Below are 17,354 nucleotides of genomic sequence, written 5' to 3' on the forward strand. Positions count from 1 at the left end.
GCGTTGATTTAGATAGGTGACCTAAAAATATACGAAATGACAATCTAAGCCATAAAATTTTCTACCTTTCCAAATTATTATATATGAATGCTTAAAACACTTCAGATAATCGCCTTGTTACAAGGTGTTTTCGTTCTTTCGGTTTTATTTATTAACCGTAGGGAGTATAAAAAAACCACTTTTTGGTTGCTATTTGGCAGTCTGCTTTCGGTTTTGTTATACATCGCTGGTGATGATGAAAACAACATTTTCTTGCAAGATGCCGATTGGTTTCTGTTTGACAGTTCTTTGTTTGTAACCTTCTTATTTCTATTTTTTCGGTACTACAAAAACGAAAAGAAAAAATTCGCCAAACTCGATTACCTCTTCTTTCTTCCCAATGTTATTTATTTTGTTATTGAGGGTATTGAAATAGGGATGGTGGAGGAAAATTTAGTAATCGAAATCTTTGAAATTGCTGCAGAATTGGCTTTTGTTGTTTATTTGTTGCTCATCATCCATTCTATTATCACCACTAGGAAGAAGCATTGGATTATTTATTTTGCAATACCTATTGCTGTTTTGTTTGCGCTTTCTTCTTTAAACGATATTCTTAAAACATTTGAAGTTGCAGAATTGCCTCTGTTTAATGACCAAAATTTCAATACGTACCTTTTATTGGTCGTTGCATTTCTGTTCTATTTTATAGCCTATAAACTATTAAGCAAAGGCAAAGCTATTTTACCTAAGACCAAAACAAACAAATACAAAAATTCTAACCTTAACTCAGCATTGATTGAGCAGTACAAATTAGATTTAGTTCATTCTATGGAAATAGATAAATTGTATCTTAATGGAAAACTATCCATTCACGATGTTTCGTCAACACTTACTATTCCACGTCAATATATTTCAGAAGTTTTGAATGAGCATATGGACACAAGCTTTCAAGATTTCATAAATCGATATAGAGTAGAAGAATTTATAAAACGGCTAAAAAACGACCAGAATGACCATTTTACACTCATGGGAGTTGCTACAGATGTGGGTTTTAATTCTAAATCTTCTTTCAATGCTACCTTCAAGAAATTCAAGGGTTTAACCCCTACTGAATTTAAAAAAAGTCTTTCCTAGTATACCCAATTTGTGCAGATAAATTGTTCTGTACCTATCTGTTAAAATTTCCATCAAAATTCATGCGTTCTTTGAATAACAATTCAAAATACGTACATGAAATACTCTTTTTCGCATCGCTTTCTTACGCTAATAATAAGTTTGCTTTTAGTACTAGCAACCTTACAGGTTCAAGCGCAGGATACCAGCGAAACCAGACCAGAAATTGGTACTACCCAAAAGGTGGGTGATATTATTCTTATTGCGCTCCCACTTGCAACTGTTGGTACTTCTTTAATTATAGGCGATACAAAAGGTGCTTGGCAGTTCACCAAAGGTCTTATACTAACCGAGGCGGTTACTTACGGCCTCAAATTGGGTGTTAATAAACAGCGACCCGATATGAGTAATGATAATTCATTTCCTTCGGGACATACGTCTACCGTTTTTCACAGCGCTGGATATGTGCACAGACGATACGGATTTAAATACAGCATCCCAGCGTACGCACTTGCTGGCTTTACAGCAGCAAGCCGGATAGATTCAAAAAAGCACGACATCCTGGATATATTGGCAGGAGCGGCTATTGGATTAGGGAGTAATCTTTTGTTTACTACCGAATATCAACAAGAACATATGCAGTTAACCTTCGCCAGTCAAGAAGGTGACTATCTACTTGGTTTCACTTATAAATTTTAACAACATGGCTTTACAAGAAGAATTAAAAACACAAGGCGATTTTCTTTTCAAAAACAGGAGTTACTTACCCTTAGTTATTTTAGGAGTCGGACTGTCGGTTTATATCCACACCGAATATTTCGAAATTGAAACACCCGAAACTTGGTTTTCAGAGAGTTTTGAATATATATGCCTTGGAGTGAGTTTGATCGGGCTTCTAATTCGAGTTATAACTGTAGGGCATACCCCTAAAAACACTTCGGGACGCAATACGAATGAAGGACAATTGGCCGCAGAATTAAATACAACAGGAATATATTCTATGGTTCGGCATCCCTTATACCTAGGTAACTTTTTTATGTGGTTAGGAGTGGCGATGCTTACTGAAAATGCCTGGTTTTCCATTGCTTTCGTTTTTTTCTACGCTTTTTATTATGAACGAATTATGTATGCAGAAGAAAATTTTCTTCGGAATAAATTTGGTCAAGTGTATTTAAATTGGGCAGCGCGTGTCCCTGCATTTCTTCCGTCTTTCAAAAATTATTCAAAGGCAAAATATCCTTTCAGTTTAAAAAAAGTACTCAAAAAAGAAAAAAATGGACTCTGTGCCGTTTTCCTTCTCTTTTGGATTTTCGATGTAGTAGGAGACTTTGTAGAAAAAGAACCTTTTGAATTTGAAACTGGATTTTGGTTTTATGGCGCCATCATCACGACAGTGCTCTATTTAGTATTAAAAGTCATGAAAAAACGGAAACTCCTTGATGAGGTAAATCGCTAAGATGAAAAAGTCACTAAATACTAAGGACACCTTAAACAAAGTAGCAAAAATCACACTGCTGTTTTGGCTCATGAAAATTATAGCAACTACGCTGGGGGAAACGCTGGGCGACTTGTTGGCGCATACGCTTCATTTGGGGTATGCAATAGGGCTTGCAGTAACGGGCGTGTTTTTTCTTGTGGTTTTGACAATACAACTAAAAGCAAAAAAATACATTCCTGCATTGTATTGGTTAGTCATTATTGGTACAACAACAGTTGGTACAGAAATATCCGACTTTATGGACAGAACCCTCCATCTGGGCTATCTCGCAGGTTCTCTGATTTTAATTACCCTGCTGTTGAATACACTTTGGATTTGGAATTATACCGTTGGCAAGATAGAAGTGCATCCCATTTTCAATAAAAAGGTAGAGCTGTTTTATTGGATTGCCATTCTATTTTCGAATAGTTTGGGTACTGCATTTGGTGATTTTTTAAGTGATAATGCTGGTTTAAGCTACCTGCAAGGCGCCATGTTAACTGCAGGAGTAATTGCAGTGGTTGTTCTGTTGCATTACGTGTCCAAAATTAATTACGTTATTTTATTTTGGGTGGCTTTTATCTTCACGCGTCCATTTGGCGCAACCTTTGGCGATTTGCTTACCAAAACAACCGCTGAGGGTGGTTTGGATCTGGGTACTATTCCTGCGACACTAGTAAGTGTTGTCTTGTTGAGCATGTTAGTTTTTTACAGTCATAAAAAGAAATTGGTATAAATGAATACTGAAATACTAAAAAAGGTAGAAAACTACTGCAAGGAATTACTGGATAAAAGCAGGTGCAAAGCTTTGCAGTTTCATAATTATCAACACACATTGGACGTTGTTGAAAACGCAAACCTAATTGCTGCCCAATCTGGAATTACAGAAGAGAATAGGGAGTTGTTGGTTATTTCGGCCTATTTTCATGATGTTGGGAATATGGAGGCAAACAAAGCACACGAAATGCTTAGTTGTTCCATAGCCCGTAGTTTTTTGGAATCTGAAAACTATCCCGAAGAAAAAATCCAACAAATAGAGAACATTATTTTGGCGACCGAAATTCACCGGAAACCAGCTAATTTACTGGAGGAAATTATTTGTGATGCAGATTTAGGACATTTAGGAAAGAAATCATTTTTAACTAAAAATAGGCTGCTGCGCGAAGAATGGGAAAACTTTTTGGGAATGATTTTTACAGATAAAGAATGGTTACAACTTAACGTACGGTTTTTGGATGAGCATCAATTTTATACCGCAATTGCGCGTAAAATATATGGAGAACAGAAATCTAGAAACCTTATTAATTTGAGAGCAGCATTATAGTTATACTAACGGTTTAGACCTTATTTTCTTACCAATTCCAGCGTAACTTCATACAAGTCTCGCTCTTCCATTTTTGCTTTTAGCCAGGCGTAAAAGCTCATCACAAATACATCTTCTCGTTCTGTGCCAATCCATTCAAAAGAGCTTTCTACCTTGTCATAAAAGGCTTCGGAAGTTACTTCAAATGGTTTTTCGTAATACAATGCTACGAGTTTCATAAAATTTAAAACTCGTGTCTCTCCCAAGCCTTTTAGTTTTTTATTAAATTTTTTCTGAAATCGTTGCAATCTCGATAATACCAGGTCTAGCTTATCCAATTCTATCAATAGTAAGATCTCGATGATAGATTTTTTCAGCACCCAAATCCAGCCCATTTTCTTTTCGTACCACACATCGCTATGGTTCATATTTTTAAAGACGTCGTAGGCTTTTGCATATTCTTTCTGCTGAAAAAGAGACATAAGTAGTGAAAGTGCTATGTCTAGTGAGGTGTTTTGATGTTCTTGTAATAGTGCAATTGCTTCGGCAGCATTTCCCTTGTAGTTAAGATTCACCCCTTTTAAAGCAATAAATTTTTCTGAAAACCGACTGTAATACATATTATTCTTATGTTTCATTGCCGTTTCCATCTGCGCCAACAATGCGGAAGCTTCTTCAAAATTTTTATTTCTGAAATGCGCCACAGCCATTACATATAAAATCTGAATATGATAAAACAAATGCTTCTCCGTAGGTTCTTTTTTTGCTGAAACCAAGGCAAATAATTGCTCCATATACGGAAGGTTACTATAATAATCCGTTTGCATTTTGGCAGCAGTAGCGGTAAGTTGTAATAGCTGAAATAGCGTTTTATAGGTAAGAGAAGTATCAATAGTAATGGTAAAATCGGCAAAGGATTGTTCAATAATAGCGTCTACCGAAGTTTTTCGAGGCTTTTGTAATTCCTGCTTAATAGTAGCGTAAATCATATTTAGCTCCTGTTCTTGCTGAAAGTGTTGCAGGTTCTTCTGGCAAACAACTTTCAGTTTCGATAAATCCAAAGAGGTGTCCAAATGCGCATATTGAATCTTGGTGTGGTAAATTTCAGTAAGAATGGCGTACACGTCTAAGGCTGTTGCTTTCTTTTCGGCTTGCGCCAAGGTTTTGAAAGCTACTTTATATTGTTTGTGTTCAAAGAAAATACGGGCGGCGAGCAAGAGTTTTAGTATGTCTAATTCTTCACTTGTCTCTCCCGAAAAACTTTTGGTAGCCACAAAATCTATTAACGAATCCTGTAAACGTTTACACAGCGCGTGATAGCTATTTTTGGCTGGCTTTCCGTAGAGCTTTCTATCCAAATCTTCTGTTTCGCCTTTTGCGATTAACTTAAAGAGCGCTTCATTTTTTGTGTCTCCCCGGCGGTTTTTTTTCTGCTGAAATAGCGAGAACTCACGGGTGTCTTCCGTAGAAAAAGTAGCTATAATCGCTTTTATTTGCTTCATTTAATCGTAAGAAATATTGTTTTCAATGTCGGTCTGAGCGCAGTCGAAGACTAATGAATTTAACTATATATAAAATATATGAGTTAATTATACTTTTAAGATGCTACAATATACACATTTTTAATCGTAAGTTTTTTAAAATAGTTGCGTTCCTCAACTGAAGCTCCTACCGCATCTTTGTATGGTAATCAAATACTAATCATCAAAACAAAACAGATTATGGAATATTCAGATTTTAAAGAAAAAAAACCGGTAAACGCACCCTTGGTGGAAAACATCAAAAAGAAAGACGCACCATTTACTTGTAAACCTACACCAGCTTTTATTGGTGCCGCGTGGACCGCCCTCTTTATAGGGATGATTTCCTACTGCATCGGTTTGTGGAATGTTGGGATGGAACTCAACGAAAAAGGGTACTATTTTACTATCCTACTTTTTGGGTTGTTCTCGGTAGTTTCGGTACAAAAAAGTGTGCGGGATAGACTGGAAGGCATCCCGGTAACCGATATGTACTACGGCATCAGTTGGTTTACCACCATTGCATCCATCTTATTATTGGTCATAGGTCTTTGGAATGCCGAGCTTGAATTGAGCGAAAAAGGCTTCTACGGAATGAGTTTCCTGCTAAGTTTATTTGCTGCGGTGGCTGTTCAGAAAAACACAAGAGACGTAAAGTTTATGGAACGAAAACTAGTGGATGATGAATAGATTCACATATACAAACAAAAGGGTAGTCTGGGTTTTCAGGCTACTCTTTCTACTAGTTGCTTTCGGCGCATTTTCAAGTTGTGCTCCTTTCAACAAAAATGTAAAAAACCCTACTAGGTTGAACCCTACTAACGTTGGACTCTTGAATGGAAAATATACTGTTGAAAGCATACCTGACAGCATTAAAGATTCTAATGGTGAATGGTCTGTCTACAGTAGAAATTTTTTAAATGAAATAGATAGAAAGCTTATTAAGGATACCTTGGTGTTCGACACTATAAGCGAGTATTCCTTTCGTCTTGAAATGAAAAATTCGAAGTCAATCCAGATTGAGTATCTAAAAGATAATGCTGTTTTCCGAAGTCGTACCCTTAAAGCTAAAATCACTAAAGACGGATACTTAAAGTTGAAAAATAAGAACCTTCAGCTACTCTTACTACCTTATGTGTTGGGTGGGATAGACGTAAAGCGTGTACGGCTAACCATACATGAAGATGGTAATTTAATTTTTGATGTTAGCGAACATAGATCTGGTGCTGCATTGTTAATGGTTTTTCTGGATGGTAGAAACTTTCAACATACAGATACATTTAGACGAATTTCAGACACTACAAAACTGTAAATAATGAGTTCAAAAATAGAAAAGGATTTAGAGGAGTTAGTAACAAAACAGGTTATCACTTCAGAGGTGCAGCTGGATATACAACGATATTATGTAGCTAAAAAAGTAGCGCAACCCAATACATTACTTGTAGTTTTTGGAGTGTTGGGATCCATTCTCACAGGCTTGGGGATTATCCTCATCCTTGCGCACAATTGGGACGATTTTAGCCGAACAACCAAAACTATTTGGGCATTTGCGCCCTTAGTAGCAGGACAAGTATTGGCTGCCTTTGCTTTGTTTAAGAAAAAAAACGATGCCTGGCGAGAAACAGCAGCTACCTTTCTGTTCTTTGCTATTGGTGCCAGTATTTCGTTGGTAAGTCAGATTTATAACATTCCTGGTGCAATAGATTCCTTTTTACTTACGTGGATTATCCTCGCAGCACCCTTACTATATTTGCTGAAATCCCACGCAACAGCCTTGCTGTACATTATTCTCGCTACAAGCTACGGATGTATGATTGGGTATGATATAAACAAGCCTCCCTATTGGGCGTTACTAGCGTTGGCAGGAGTACTTCCACACTATGTGTCTTTACTGAAAACTAAGCCAAACGGAAATATCACCGGTATTTTTCATTGGATTTTACCGTTAAGTTTCATGTTTCTATTGGGGGCTTTTTTAAACAGTGGTTTTAGTATTGGGTTGTTGACGCATGTGTGTTTGTTCGGTTTGTTTTACAATCTAGGAAAGCTTCCTTATTTTGAAAACCAGAAACTACGCCGCAATGGGTATTTGATTATTGGATCATTGGGGACTATCATTTCATTACTAATCGCAAGTTTCAGTTATGTGTGGGACGACTTTATACCCGATTATATTTCTAACAACGACTTGGGCATCACTTCAATTATATCCTTAGCAGCAGCAGGCATTGTTGGGTATTTATTTACTAAAAATAAATTGAAACCTTTTAATCTGTTTCAGTTTGCCTTTTTGGTATTTGGAGGGTTGTATATCTTCGGGTTTTTCCAGCCTGAGATTGCTTCAGTACTTACCAACATACTTATTCTGGTATTGGGTTTGTTAGCCGTGATCATTGGTTCGCGACAGGAAAAGTTCAGTATTTTAAATTATGGACTGCTTATTATTACCACCCTCATTAGCTGTAGATTTTTTGATACTGAAATCCCCTTTGTAGTGCGCGGATTACTCTTTATAGCCATTGGTGCAGGCTTCTTTGGCGCCAATTATTTTATGTATAAAAAACAATCTAAATCAAATGGAAAATGAACAAGTATTTAAGCTTCTTTTTATGTTGTATTTGGTTTTTAAAACAAAAGCTCATGAATAAATTCCTCATCATAGGTGTCTTTGTAGTGATGGTAGTGGCGCAATGGTTTGTGCCAGGCAAGATGATTTTAAATCAAGAAGCCACACTGAGTCAGGGCACTGCCTATAAATTTAAAACCAAACCCATAGATCCAAGCGATCCTCTGCGCGGAAAATACATAGCGTTGCGGTATGATATGAATAAAGCACTATTGGTTGGGAACCAAAATATTAATTGGGACGACCAGGTGTATGTGTATCTAGAAATAGATGCTGAAGGTTTTGCAATCGCGACTAAAGCGAGTAAGATAAAACTGGATACAGAACAGGATTACATCCTTGCCACCGCACGAAATTCGAATACAGATACGGTGTTTTTTAATTTGCCTTTTACCCGTTTCTATATGGAGGAAAGTAAAGCCCTTCCAGCTGAAATCTTAGTAAGACAAGCTAACAGAGATAGTTTGTTGGAGAATTGCTATGGTTTGGTATACGTAAAAGAGAACGTTGCGGTGTTAGAAAATGTATTTGTAAATAACACGCCAATAAAAGAATACGTAGCAACTGAACTAAAGAAAAACGCCAGCGAATAGCCAGCGTTTGTTTTGATGGTAGGAAAACGGCTGCCTTGGAGGAGGGGGCCGTTTTTTATTTGAAAAACTATTTCGCTTTTTTCTTCAATTCTTTGGCGAATGATTTGGCCAGTTTTGCATAGCCTTCAGCAACTCGAGAATGTGAAGCAAAGTCGTACCCCATAGCGTCACCACCTTTTACATCTTCGTAGGCTACACTAAGCAATGATTTGGTTTCTCCTCTTTTATAAACCGAAATAGTTGCGTCAATCCTAGCAGCTTTACGCATAACACCCACATTCCAACCATTGTATTGTCTGGTAGTTGTGATTTTCATTATATAAGGAGCATTATCATATTTTTTACTTACTTTTTCATCGCCTCGCTTATTGAAGGATTCTACAAATTTTGGTTCAAAATGTGCTTCTCTATCATCGAACCAGCGTTTTTTCCAGGCTTCTCCTGTTCCTGGCTCATCCGCTTCTTTATCTTTCATTTTTTGTTTGATATACTCTTCTTCGGTATCAAAATCGGGAATTTGTACATTAGAGTAATCAAATTCCAAATCGAATTTTGAAGCATCTTTTAAAGATTTCCAGGAACCTTCCAATACGTCTCCTTTTTGAGCCAAAAGAGCAACAGAACATAACAGCATGATGCTGGTAAAAAGTAATTTTCTCATGAGTGTTTTTTTACGTGAGGGGCAAAAGTAATTAAAATGTAGGGTTTGGTTTAAATAATAAAAAAAAATGAAGGCAGATCAGTTTTTTAAACGTGACAAGTCTTCATTTTCAATATATAGAGGGCACTAAATTAAGTTAATTAACAACCCTTCTTCAGTCTTTTCAACTTTTGCTAAGCTATTTTTGGTCAATTCTTTCACAGCTTTGTCCCATTTTTTATTGGACAATCCTGATTGCTCTTTTAATGCTGAAAGTTCTACAGTGCCACTTTTTTTGAGGATAGCTAATACTGCCTTAGCCTCATCGGTTAAAGCAACCGCTTTACGTTCTGGTCTCATTTGTGGGAAGAATAATACTTCCTGAATCGATGGATTGTTGGTTAAGTACATAATCAGTCTGTCCATCCCAATCCCCATTCCTGATGTTGGAGGCATTCCATATTCCAGGGCGCGAATAAAGTCATTATCAATAAACATCGCTTCGTCATCCCCACGGTCGGCAAGCTTTAACTGAGCTTCAAAACGCTCCCGTTGATCGATGGGATCGTTCAATTCACTATAGGCATTGGCGATTTCTTTTCCGCAGACCATAAGCTCAAAACGTTCGGTTAATTCTGGATTTTCACGGTGCTCTTTACACAACGGGCTCATTTCCTTCGGATAGTCGGTTATAAAGGTAGGTTGGATATAATTTCCTTCACATTTCTCACCAAAAATTTCATCAATCAGCTTTCCTTTCCCCATACTGGCATCTACAGCAACGCCCATTCCTTTGGCTGCTTCGCGGATTTCATCTTCGGTTTTACCTGTAATATCAAATCCTGTAAAATGCTCGATACTCTGAGCCATTGTTATGCGTGCGTAAGGCGCTTTAAAATCTATGGTGTGTTCGCCAAAAGTAGCTTCTGTTTTTCCGTTAACTGCTAGCGCACAATGTTCTAACAACTGCTCACAGAAATCCATCATCCAATTGTAATCTTTGTAGGCAACATAGATTTCCATGGCGGTAAATTCTGGGTTGTGCGTGCGGTCCATTCCTTCGTTACGGAAGTTTTTAGAAAACTCGTACACACCATCAAATCCGCCAACAATAAGTCTTTTTAGGTATAATTCGTTAGCAATTCGCATATACAATGGAATGTCCAAACTATTGTGGTGTGTCATAAAAGGTTTCGCAGCGGCACCACCTGGAATAGGTTGTAAAATGGGAGTTTCCACTTCAAAATATCCGCGGTCGTTAAAGAACGTTCGCATGGCGTTAAATAACTTGGTGCGTTTTACAAAAACTTCTTTTACGTGTGGGTTTACGACTAAATCTGCATAGCGTTGACGGTAGCGTTGTTCAGGATCTGTAAAAGCATCATGAACTTTTCCTTCAGAATCTACACGGGGTTGTGGTAAAGGTTTTAGCGCTTTTGAAAGCAATTTGAACGCTTTCACCATCACCGTTTTTTCACCCACTTGAGTTTCAAAAAGCTCGCCTTCAATTCCTATAAAATCACCTATATCTAGCAATTTTTTATAGACATCGTTATACTGTGTTTTGTCTTCGCCTGTACAAATTTCGTCACGATTAAAATATACCTGAATACGACCTTCAGCATCTTGTAACTCTGCAAAACTTGCTTTCCCTTGAATACGTCGCGACATTAAACGTCCAGCAATCACTACTTTTTTACCTGCATTAAACTCCTTTTTAATATGTGCTGAAGTAGTATCTACCGGATATAAATCTGCCGGATAAGGGTTAATTCCCATTTCGCGTAATTGGGCTAGTTTTTCGCGTCGTATGATTTCAAGTTCTGAAAGTTGCATTGTGTAAAATTTAAGGTGCAAAATTAGCCTATTTGAAGATTTTAACCCTTAAAACAAGGGAAAAAGTTTTAGGTTGGAGATTGGTTGAAAATAAAAAAAAGGTTGCATAAAAAGTAAACTCTTTGGAATGTCTGGTTGAGCGCAGTCGAAACCTATATTGATTATCAATATATTAAACTTCGACAATGTTCAGTTTGACATTATCAATTACTTTTAGACAACCTCTTAATTACAAAACGAAATTAGAGCGAACTCCCCTTCGTCACTTCTCCTTTAATTTTAATTTGCTTTGATGCTGCCGAAGCATTGGAAAGAACCGTTATTGTTTTATTAAAAGCACCAATTTTTGAGGTGTTATACTTCACGGTAATTTTACCGCTCTCATTTGGCATAACAGGCGTTTTGGAATAACTGGGTACGGTGCAACCGCAGCTTGATTTTACATCTGTAATGAGCAAGGGCGCATCTCCTGTGTTTTTAAAAGTAATGGTTCGCTGGCCATCGCTATTTTGAGCTATGGTTCCATACGCTACTGTTTCAGTTTTAAAATCGATTATACCAATAGCAGCAGGGATGTTCTCACGTGCCATTTGTGCATAACTCAATGGTGCTGTTACTACGAATAGAAAGCAAAGTATTGCTCCTTTTTTTACTGTGTTCAATTTTAATTTCATAATATGTGTTTTAAAGATTACAAAGAACCATTTTGGTTATTGCTGTAAAAGTGAGATAACTTCAGTAAAAAGTGAGACGGTAGTTCGTTGCAAAAAGGGACTAGACCGGGGAGGAAATTAGTTGTGAGGTTGTAGAGGTGAGAGGTGAGGTCTTAGTAAAACCTGATAGGTTTAACTAGAGTACGTAGTGTTTTTAGTCTTTAAGGCTTTAGAACTGATTTGAATGTTATTTGATATTCTTGATGAACAACAAAATTTAAGCTCACCACTCAAAACGAGCTACGCGAGAGAACTCACCACTCACCACTAAGAATATAGCGCCTTCACTTCATTCCTGGAAGACACGCCCAGTTTTTTGTAGATACTATTAATATGTGTTTTCACAGTGCTTACACTCACAAAAAGTTCGGAAGCAATCTCTTTATTGCTTTTTTGCTGAAGAATAAGTTCTAGTACGTTATTCTCCTGTTGCGTGAGGGCAGCTTTTCCTTCGGCGACCGCTTTGTGTTTTTTTGCTTTTCCGAAGAAATAAAAATTCCCTAGGATTGAAACTAAACAAATTCCACCTAACAAATAAGCCCACCAAGGTAACGATGTTGAAGGTTCGTTGTCCGAGATTAGGAATCGATCGCTTTTTAATTCGGCTTCGTATTGCTTGGCGTATTGGGTGTCTGGATACTGACTTTTAAGCCGTTTTAATAACACATCGTAATAAGGATTTACTTTTAAGTCTGCGAGATAGTAGCCATGTAAAATGCTTCTTCGATCACTTAAAAAAGAGTAGATGTACAATTCTGCCAAGGGCTCCTGCAATTGCTCTCCATAATTTTGAAGAATACTAAACCATTTTTCGGTATTTAATTTTCGGTTGGCTTCGCTGCGGTAATTGGAAAAAGCGAAACGCATATCGTTTTTAAGTGAATCTATTTTTAAAAAAGTTTTTGCTTTTTCATTATTGGAAACCACTTTGCAAAACATTTCCTGTTCAAAAGAAAAAGGGAGCGCCAGCGTAGTTTGGTTGTTGGCCACAAATACAATTTCCTCACTGTTTTTACAATGTCCTGTGATGTGAGACAGGTTTTGATCGGTCTCTTTGCAGGTATCTGCGTGTATGCGGTACATCTTGTTTTCGGTAGGCAGGTTGGTGCCCGCAAACCTAAAATTTCCCAAGCTATCGGGTTTTACTTTAGCAATAATTTGTTCGTGATATACGCCAGAGAGCTTTCTGTAATCTTCAATAACAGAGAGGTAGACCTCGCCTTCAGTAAATTGTACATCCACGGTGCCTTCAAATAAATACTGCGCAGAAGCACCAGAAGAGACGCCTAGTGATACAAGAAAGAAAAGAAAATAGAAGCATTTCATTACAACGAATATAGCGACAAGTTTTCATGTAACAAAACAATTTTCACCCGACAGATATACGGAACTCAACTTCTGGTATGCTATATTCCAAACAAGAAGTCAAGATGAGTTTATACTGAATTTTAATCCGTAATTTTGTCACTATGAGTATTTGGCGTGTATTGTTGTCTATCTTGTTTCCACCATTGGCTGTAATTGATAGAGGCTGTGGATCTATTTTAATAGTTTTAATTTTAACCCTTTGTGGTTGGATTCCAGGCGTTATCGCCGCACTTATTATCTTGAATAATCCTAAAAACTAATAGCGATGATTAAAAAATTAGGTCTCCTTGTGCTACTAGCAGTAACTTTGGTGAGTTGTCAATTTTCTGAAACAATGGTTCTAAATGAAGATGGTACAGGACGCATGAGTCTTACCATGGATATGAGTGAAATGATGGCAATGATGCCTATGCAGGATACGCTGGATATGAAAATGGATAGTGTGATGTCTTTCAAGCAACTATTTGAAGAAAAGAAAGACAGCATTGCAACACTTCCAAGAGAAGAACAAGAGCGTTTAAAATTGCTCGAAAACTACCAAATGCGAATCCTAATGGATCCCGAAAAACAGAAAATGGAATACGAGATTTTTACAGATTTCAAGTCGGTTGCAGAAGCCAATAATTTAATGGAAGGGCTAAATGCTTCGGAAACTATGGGTGGGTCCCCAATGGGTAATTCGAATAAGACAAAAGAGAAAAAGGAATCGCAGGAACAACCTACAGCGGTAAAATTTACCTACGAAAATAGCGTGTTTAAACGTGATGCCTATATAAAAGATCCCGAAGCGTTTGCTAAAATTTCCGATAGTATTCAGTCCTTGGAAGCTTTTATGGAGGATGCTATGTATACAATTAAATATACATTTCCGAAGAAAATAAAAAGCGTATCCATCAAGGATGCTAAAATATCCAGCGACGGAAAAACGGTGACCTTTCAGAAACCGTTTTTAGCATACATGAAGAATCCGGACGAACTGGATGTGGAAATAATTTTAGAAAAAAATTAAATGAACAAACAACTGCTCGTACAAGATTTAGGTCACAAAGATTATAAAGAAACGTGGGAGTATCAAGAAGCGCTTTTTAAGGAAATTATTGATATAAAAATCAAAAACCGAAGAGAAGACGCTGGCTTGAAAACTCCTAATCACTTTCTATTTGTAGAGCATCCACACGTCTATACCTTAGGGAAAAGTGGCGATTTTGAAAATTTACTGGTTTCTGAAGAAGATCTGGCAAAAATTGGAGCCACCTTTTATAAAATTAACCGTGGCGGCGATATTACGTATCACGGACCGGGACAGATTGTGGGGTATCCCATTATTGATTTAGAAAATTTCTTTACCGACATTCATAAATACCTTCGTTTTCTCGAAGAAATGGTCATTCTCACGTTGGCCGAATATGGTATAGAAGCTGAAAGAAGCCCTGGTGAAACAGGGGTTTGGCTGGATGTAGGAACTCCGTTTGCCCGTAAAATTTGCGCTATGGGTGTTCGTGCCAGCCGTTGGGTAACCATGCACGGTTTTGCACTCAATATAAACAGCGATTTAGGTTATTTTGACAATATGATTCCCTGCGGCATAAAAGGCAAAGCCGTTACTTCTCTAAACGTAGAATTAGGCAAAGCCGAAGTTGATATAGCCGAAGTAAAAGCAAAACTACTGAAACACTTCACCCAGCTTTTTGAGGCTGAACTAAAACAGAAAATCGAAGCGTAAATAGTTACTTTGGTTTTTATAAAAAATAAGATTGGCTGGATTCATCTATAGAGAACCCAGCCAGTCAACAATCCTTTTTTTAAATATCTTATTAAAGTTCCCCAAAGCCAATATGGCTGGCTGCATTGGTGATGCGAACCACCAGTGTTTTAGCTGTGGCATGATCAAAATAATCTGTTACGGTTAAGGTAAATTCAAAATCATCAATTCCACTGCCACTTATATTTTGTAGTCTTGGAGTTATGTTTGGAGAAATTACGGTTCCATCGCGTATATCATCAGGGTCACTAGTGTATCTAAAAGTCCTTGTATTAGGTGTTGTTGTGAGGCTGGATTCATCCCATTTTCCAGAAGTGATTTCTGCAGTATTTGAAATGTTTATTATTCTATTACTGGGCATTATTAAACTTGCACTTAGAACGGCACCTTTCCCATTACTCGGGTCCTTGTCATCGCTCCCACCAATCAAGGTATTGTAAACATTGTCTTTTTTAAGATATAAAACATCACTGTCAAAATTGAAGGGCTGCACTGCTTGATTACCTATTTTTACAGTTCCCTCTCCTTTTATTATAAAAATGTCTTCTCCACTATTGCTTGTGGGTAAAAATTGAAAATATACAGTTGGGTACACATTATCTGTTGTTGGGATAGTTGATTTGCAGCTTGTAAATACAATACCTACAACTAAAAGTCCTAAAAGAATGGATTTTTTCATGAGTTATGGTTTTAAGTTTGTTAATTATTGAAAGAATAACTTTTTCAAAAATAAGTAGATTGGAAAGGTTAATTGTAGGGTATTTCCTCCAAATTTTAGGGGACAACCCCCCTCTTTTACCAATTGACTACTATTAATGTTTCTACCCTTTTGTTATGCAATTTGTTTTTTTTAAACCTTATTGCGTGCAACAAGTGTACTTTCTCCAAAACCTTAAGAGTTTACGCTATAAGTTTCGGTTTTATCTGAAAAAGTAGTTTACACTTATCTATGAAAGTCTGTAAGTACACTACTGCTGGTAATATTTCCACGTCTATTATAATCTTCTTGTTTTACCATGCCAACACCTCTTGCAATCCATTGTTTAGCAGTTGTGGTACGGTTTATTCCCATATTAACGGTATTTGTATACCCTATAACAAAACATTCGAACGTGCCAGCTCTGGTTGTTATAGTTTCTCTGGTTAGCACGGTGCGGTCTGTCATGGAGACCTCCATGCTTATATTAATACCACTCATGTCCATTCTCATATTCATAGTAGCATCGGGTAATTCCTGGCCTATGTGTAAGTTGTTTGGAATTACTATTTGGGTTCCAGAAATTTCAGTTTCAAAATCTCTATAGTTCTCTAGTAAGTTTGGGTTTACAAGAGATTCCATATCTACCACAATACCATCATTTTCACAGGACATGGTAAAGGTTGCTTCGTTCAATACTTCGCCATCTTTATCTCTTAAAAAAGATTTGAAGGTAGCGAAGTTGTCTGTAGCTTCGGTAACCAGGAAATCTGTAATGGCGGCAACCTTTTTGTTTTTGCCGTAGCTGGTTATTTGAAATGTAACCCCTTGTTCAAAAGGATAAAAATCACTGCAGCCCTGTTGGGCAATTGTAATTGTTAAACAAAGAAGGGCTGTAATTGTAAAATATATACGCAGGTTCATAATGTGTAATTTTTAATTTTTGGATGTATCGAGTTCCTATTCTAGGATTCTCATTAGGTTTTCTTAGGAGTAGTGGTTTTTAATCTATTCACAAACTCTCATACTTCTGGATGCCATAGAAACACTTGCTAAGGATCCCACTTTTTTTGCATTTAATAAAGGCTTTAACGCATCATTAAATAAGCGTTGGGTTTCACTGGAATTAAATATTTTTTTCATTTCAATATTTAATTGAGCAGCGATCTTTTTAGTAAGATTTGGAATTAAATCACCAAAACCATTGGCAGAGAGATTTCCAATCATTTCAACATTGGTAACATTGAAAGACACGGACCTTTGATAAATAATAGGTTTTAAATAGATACGTAAAATTTGAGGGTCTGTCCAACTAACATCTGGAGCTCTACTGTCTTTAAACCTATTCATGCAGCCATTACAGATTCCTTTTAATTCAAAACCATTTTTTTCAAATTTTACATCTAGTACTACTGAATTTGTTTTTGAATCATAGAAAAAATTACTGTCCATTCTTCTCACGTCATCAAAGTAATAATTCCAAGTGCGAGAAATAGGGCTAACGGTTACATCGGGTATGTATAAATTTTGCCGTTGTCTGTTTATAGCCAAAAAGCCATCAGTTTTGTCGAGTTTAAGATCTAGGTTTGGTTTTATATTTTTATTCAAAAAACCAGTCAAATCTTCTGTTTTAATGTCTACACAATTTTGTGCTCTAACTGCTGTAAGATTAAGTACTACTGCAGTAATCAGTAAAAAATAAATTTTAGGTGTCATACTTTATGGTT

General features: G+C 36.9%; 20 protein-coding genes. 12 read left to right on the forward strand and 8 right to left on the reverse strand.

Annotated elements, in window-relative coordinates:
• Positions 1-87: 87 nt before the first annotated feature.
• The 5 genes from ACQ2HF_RS06820 (at position 88) to ACQ2HF_RS06840 (ending at position 3,893) form a co-directional block, all read left to right on the forward strand.
• Complete coding sequence (locus ACQ2HF_RS06820) at positions 88-1,113, forward strand: helix-turn-helix domain-containing protein (RefSeq protein ID WP_432412776.1); 1,026 nt, start codon at positions 88-90, stop codon at positions 1,111-1,113.
• Between the two features lie 96 nt (positions 1,114-1,209).
• Complete coding sequence (locus ACQ2HF_RS06825; protein ID WP_432412777.1) at positions 1,210-1,791, forward strand: phosphatase PAP2 family protein; 582 nt, start codon at positions 1,210-1,212, stop codon at positions 1,789-1,791.
• A 4-nt stretch (positions 1,792-1,795) separates the two neighbouring features.
• Entirely contained in the window at positions 1,796-2,548 is a 753-nt protein-coding gene (locus ACQ2HF_RS06830; protein WP_432412778.1) for a methyltransferase family protein, read from the forward strand.
• 1 nt (position 2,549) lies between these two features.
• Complete coding sequence (locus tag ACQ2HF_RS06835) at positions 2,550-3,305, forward strand: COG4705 family protein (protein ID WP_432412779.1); 756 nt, start codon at positions 2,550-2,552, stop codon at positions 3,303-3,305.
• Positions 3,306-3,893, forward strand: coding sequence for an HD domain-containing protein (locus ACQ2HF_RS06840; RefSeq protein WP_432412780.1), 588 nt, complete (start codon positions 3,306-3,308; stop codon positions 3,891-3,893).
• Positions 3,894-3,913: 20 nt separating this feature from the next.
• Here ACQ2HF_RS06840 and ACQ2HF_RS06845 read toward each other — a convergent pair whose 3' ends face one another.
• Positions 3,914-5,374, reverse strand: coding sequence for a hypothetical protein (locus ACQ2HF_RS06845; protein ID WP_432412781.1), 1,461 nt, complete (start codon positions 5,372-5,374; stop codon positions 3,914-3,916).
• Between the two features lie 219 nt (positions 5,375-5,593).
• Between ACQ2HF_RS06845 and yiaA the strand changes: the two genes are divergently transcribed.
• The 4 genes from yiaA (at position 5,594) to ACQ2HF_RS06865 (ending at position 8,611) form a co-directional block, all read left to right on the forward strand.
• Positions 5,594-6,082 carry an inner membrane protein YiaA gene (yiaA, locus tag ACQ2HF_RS06850; RefSeq protein ID WP_432412782.1) on the forward strand — a complete coding sequence of 163 codons (489 nt, stop codon included), beginning with the start codon at positions 5,594-5,596 and terminating at the stop codon, positions 6,080-6,082.
• Between the two features lie 118 nt (positions 6,083-6,200).
• Entirely contained in the window at positions 6,201-6,704 is a 504-nt protein-coding gene (locus tag ACQ2HF_RS06855; protein WP_432412783.1) for a hypothetical protein, read from the forward strand.
• A gap of 3 nt (positions 6,705-6,707) precedes the next feature.
• On the forward strand, positions 6,708-7,979 hold the full coding sequence (locus ACQ2HF_RS06860; RefSeq protein WP_432412784.1) for a DUF2157 domain-containing protein: 1,272 nt from the start codon (positions 6,708-6,710) through the stop codon (positions 7,977-7,979).
• A 53-nt stretch (positions 7,980-8,032) separates the two neighbouring features.
• Positions 8,033-8,611, forward strand: a complete 579-nt coding sequence (locus ACQ2HF_RS06865; protein ID WP_432412785.1) for a GDYXXLXY domain-containing protein — start codon at positions 8,033-8,035, stop codon at positions 8,609-8,611.
• Between the two features lie 67 nt (positions 8,612-8,678).
• On the opposite strand, the gene ACQ2HF_RS06870 is transcribed toward ACQ2HF_RS06865, so the two are convergent.
• The 4 genes from ACQ2HF_RS06870 to ACQ2HF_RS06885 all read right to left on the reverse strand — a co-directional run bounded on the left by ACQ2HF_RS06870 (position 8,679) and on the right by ACQ2HF_RS06885 (position 13,126).
• Entirely contained in the window at positions 8,679-9,272 is a 594-nt protein-coding gene (locus ACQ2HF_RS06870; RefSeq protein WP_432412786.1) for a hypothetical protein, read from the reverse strand.
• Positions 9,273-9,398: 126 nt separating this feature from the next.
• Positions 9,399-11,087, reverse strand: coding sequence for a lysine--tRNA ligase (lysS, locus tag ACQ2HF_RS06875; protein WP_432412787.1), 1,689 nt, complete (start codon positions 11,085-11,087; stop codon positions 9,399-9,401).
• Between the two features lie 242 nt (positions 11,088-11,329).
• Entirely contained in the window at positions 11,330-11,761 is a 432-nt protein-coding gene (locus ACQ2HF_RS06880; RefSeq protein ID WP_432412788.1) for a DUF1573 domain-containing protein, read from the reverse strand.
• A gap of 306 nt (positions 11,762-12,067) precedes the next feature.
• Positions 12,068-13,126 carry a response regulator transcription factor gene (locus ACQ2HF_RS06885; RefSeq protein WP_432412789.1) on the reverse strand — a complete coding sequence of 353 codons (1,059 nt, stop codon included), beginning with the start codon at positions 13,124-13,126 and terminating at the stop codon, positions 12,068-12,070.
• A 143-nt stretch (positions 13,127-13,269) separates the two neighbouring features.
• Here ACQ2HF_RS06885 and ACQ2HF_RS06890 point away from each other — a divergent pair, with 143 nt between their 5' ends.
• The 3 genes from ACQ2HF_RS06890 to lipB are packed head-to-tail and all read left to right on the forward strand — an operon-like array spanning position 13,270 to position 14,891.
• Positions 13,270-13,428: a YqaE/Pmp3 family membrane protein gene (locus tag ACQ2HF_RS06890; RefSeq protein ID WP_432412790.1), complete on the forward strand. Its 159-nt coding sequence runs from the start codon at positions 13,270-13,272 to the stop codon at positions 13,426-13,428.
• 5 nt (positions 13,429-13,433) lie between these two features.
• Entirely contained in the window at positions 13,434-14,177 is a 744-nt protein-coding gene (locus ACQ2HF_RS06895; RefSeq protein WP_432412791.1) for a hypothetical protein, read from the forward strand.
• Entirely contained in the window at positions 14,178-14,891 is a 714-nt protein-coding gene (gene lipB / locus ACQ2HF_RS06900) for a lipoyl(octanoyl) transferase LipB (RefSeq protein WP_432412792.1), read from the forward strand.
• Positions 14,892-14,982: 91 nt separating this feature from the next.
• Here lipB and ACQ2HF_RS06905 read toward each other — a convergent pair whose 3' ends face one another.
• From ACQ2HF_RS06905 to ACQ2HF_RS06915, 3 genes are all read right to left on the reverse strand, one after another.
• A complete protein-coding gene (locus ACQ2HF_RS06905; RefSeq protein WP_432412793.1) occupies positions 14,983-15,609 on the reverse strand; it encodes a hypothetical protein in 627 nt (208 codons plus the stop codon).
• Positions 15,610-15,873: 264 nt separating this feature from the next.
• Positions 15,874-16,551: a TapB family protein gene (locus tag ACQ2HF_RS06910; protein ID WP_432412794.1), complete on the reverse strand. Its 678-nt coding sequence runs from the start codon at positions 16,549-16,551 to the stop codon at positions 15,874-15,876.
• An 84-nt stretch (positions 16,552-16,635) separates the two neighbouring features.
• The gene (locus tag ACQ2HF_RS06915) at positions 16,636-17,343 is read right to left on the reverse strand and encodes a hypothetical protein (RefSeq protein WP_432412795.1); all 708 of its coding nucleotides are present in this window, start codon (positions 17,341-17,343) and stop codon (positions 16,636-16,638) included.
• Positions 17,344-17,354 lie beyond the last annotated feature (11 nt).

Source organism: Rasiella sp. SM2506 (assembly GCF_050859505.1).
Lineage (GTDB): Bacteria > Bacteroidota > Bacteroidia > Flavobacteriales > Flavobacteriaceae > Marinirhabdus.

Coding starts and splice junctions, on each gene's coding strand:
- ACQ2HF_RS06885 (WP_432412789.1), bottom strand. CDS start 13,126: ATGAAATGCTTCTATTTTCTTTTCTTTCTTGTATCACTAGGCGTCTCT.
- ACQ2HF_RS06825 (WP_432412777.1), top strand. CDS start 1,210: ATGAAATACTCTTTTTCGCATCGCTTTCTTACGCTAATAATAAGTTTG.
- ACQ2HF_RS06870 (WP_432412786.1), bottom strand. CDS start 9,272: ATGAGAAAATTACTTTTTACCAGCATCATGCTGTTATGTTCTGTTGCT.
- ACQ2HF_RS06880 (WP_432412788.1), bottom strand. CDS start 11,761: ATGAAATTAAAATTGAACACAGTAAAAAAAGGAGCAATACTTTGCTTT.
- ACQ2HF_RS06865 (WP_432412785.1), top strand. CDS start 8,033: ATGAATAAATTCCTCATCATAGGTGTCTTTGTAGTGATGGTAGTGGCG.
- lipB (WP_432412792.1), top strand. CDS start 14,178: ATGAACAAACAACTGCTCGTACAAGATTTAGGTCACAAAGATTATAAA.
- yiaA (WP_432412782.1), top strand. CDS start 5,594: ATGGAATATTCAGATTTTAAAGAAAAAAAACCGGTAAACGCACCCTTG.
- ACQ2HF_RS06895 (WP_432412791.1), top strand. CDS start 13,434: ATGATTAAAAAATTAGGTCTCCTTGTGCTACTAGCAGTAACTTTGGTG.
- ACQ2HF_RS06905 (WP_432412793.1), bottom strand. CDS start 15,609: ATGAAAAAATCCATTCTTTTAGGACTTTTAGTTGTAGGTATTGTATTT.
- ACQ2HF_RS06910 (WP_432412794.1), bottom strand. CDS start 16,551: ATGAACCTGCGTATATATTTTACAATTACAGCCCTTCTTTGTTTAACA.
- ACQ2HF_RS06915 (WP_432412795.1), bottom strand. CDS start 17,343: ATGACACCTAAAATTTATTTTTTACTGATTACTGCAGTAGTACTTAAT.
- ACQ2HF_RS06840 (WP_432412780.1), top strand. CDS start 3,306: ATGAATACTGAAATACTAAAAAAGGTAGAAAACTACTGCAAGGAATTA.
- ACQ2HF_RS06860 (WP_432412784.1), top strand. CDS start 6,708: ATGAGTTCAAAAATAGAAAAGGATTTAGAGGAGTTAGTAACAAAACAG.
- ACQ2HF_RS06890 (WP_432412790.1), top strand. CDS start 13,270: ATGAGTATTTGGCGTGTATTGTTGTCTATCTTGTTTCCACCATTGGCT.
- ACQ2HF_RS06820 (WP_432412776.1), top strand. CDS start 88: ATGCTTAAAACACTTCAGATAATCGCCTTGTTACAAGGTGTTTTCGTT.
- lysS (WP_432412787.1), bottom strand. CDS start 11,087: ATGCAACTTTCAGAACTTGAAATCATACGACGCGAAAAACTAGCCCAA.
- ACQ2HF_RS06835 (WP_432412779.1), top strand. CDS start 2,550: ATGAAAAAGTCACTAAATACTAAGGACACCTTAAACAAAGTAGCAAAA.
- ACQ2HF_RS06830 (WP_432412778.1), top strand. CDS start 1,796: ATGGCTTTACAAGAAGAATTAAAAACACAAGGCGATTTTCTTTTCAAA.
- ACQ2HF_RS06845 (WP_432412781.1), bottom strand. CDS start 5,374: ATGAAGCAAATAAAAGCGATTATAGCTACTTTTTCTACGGAAGACACC.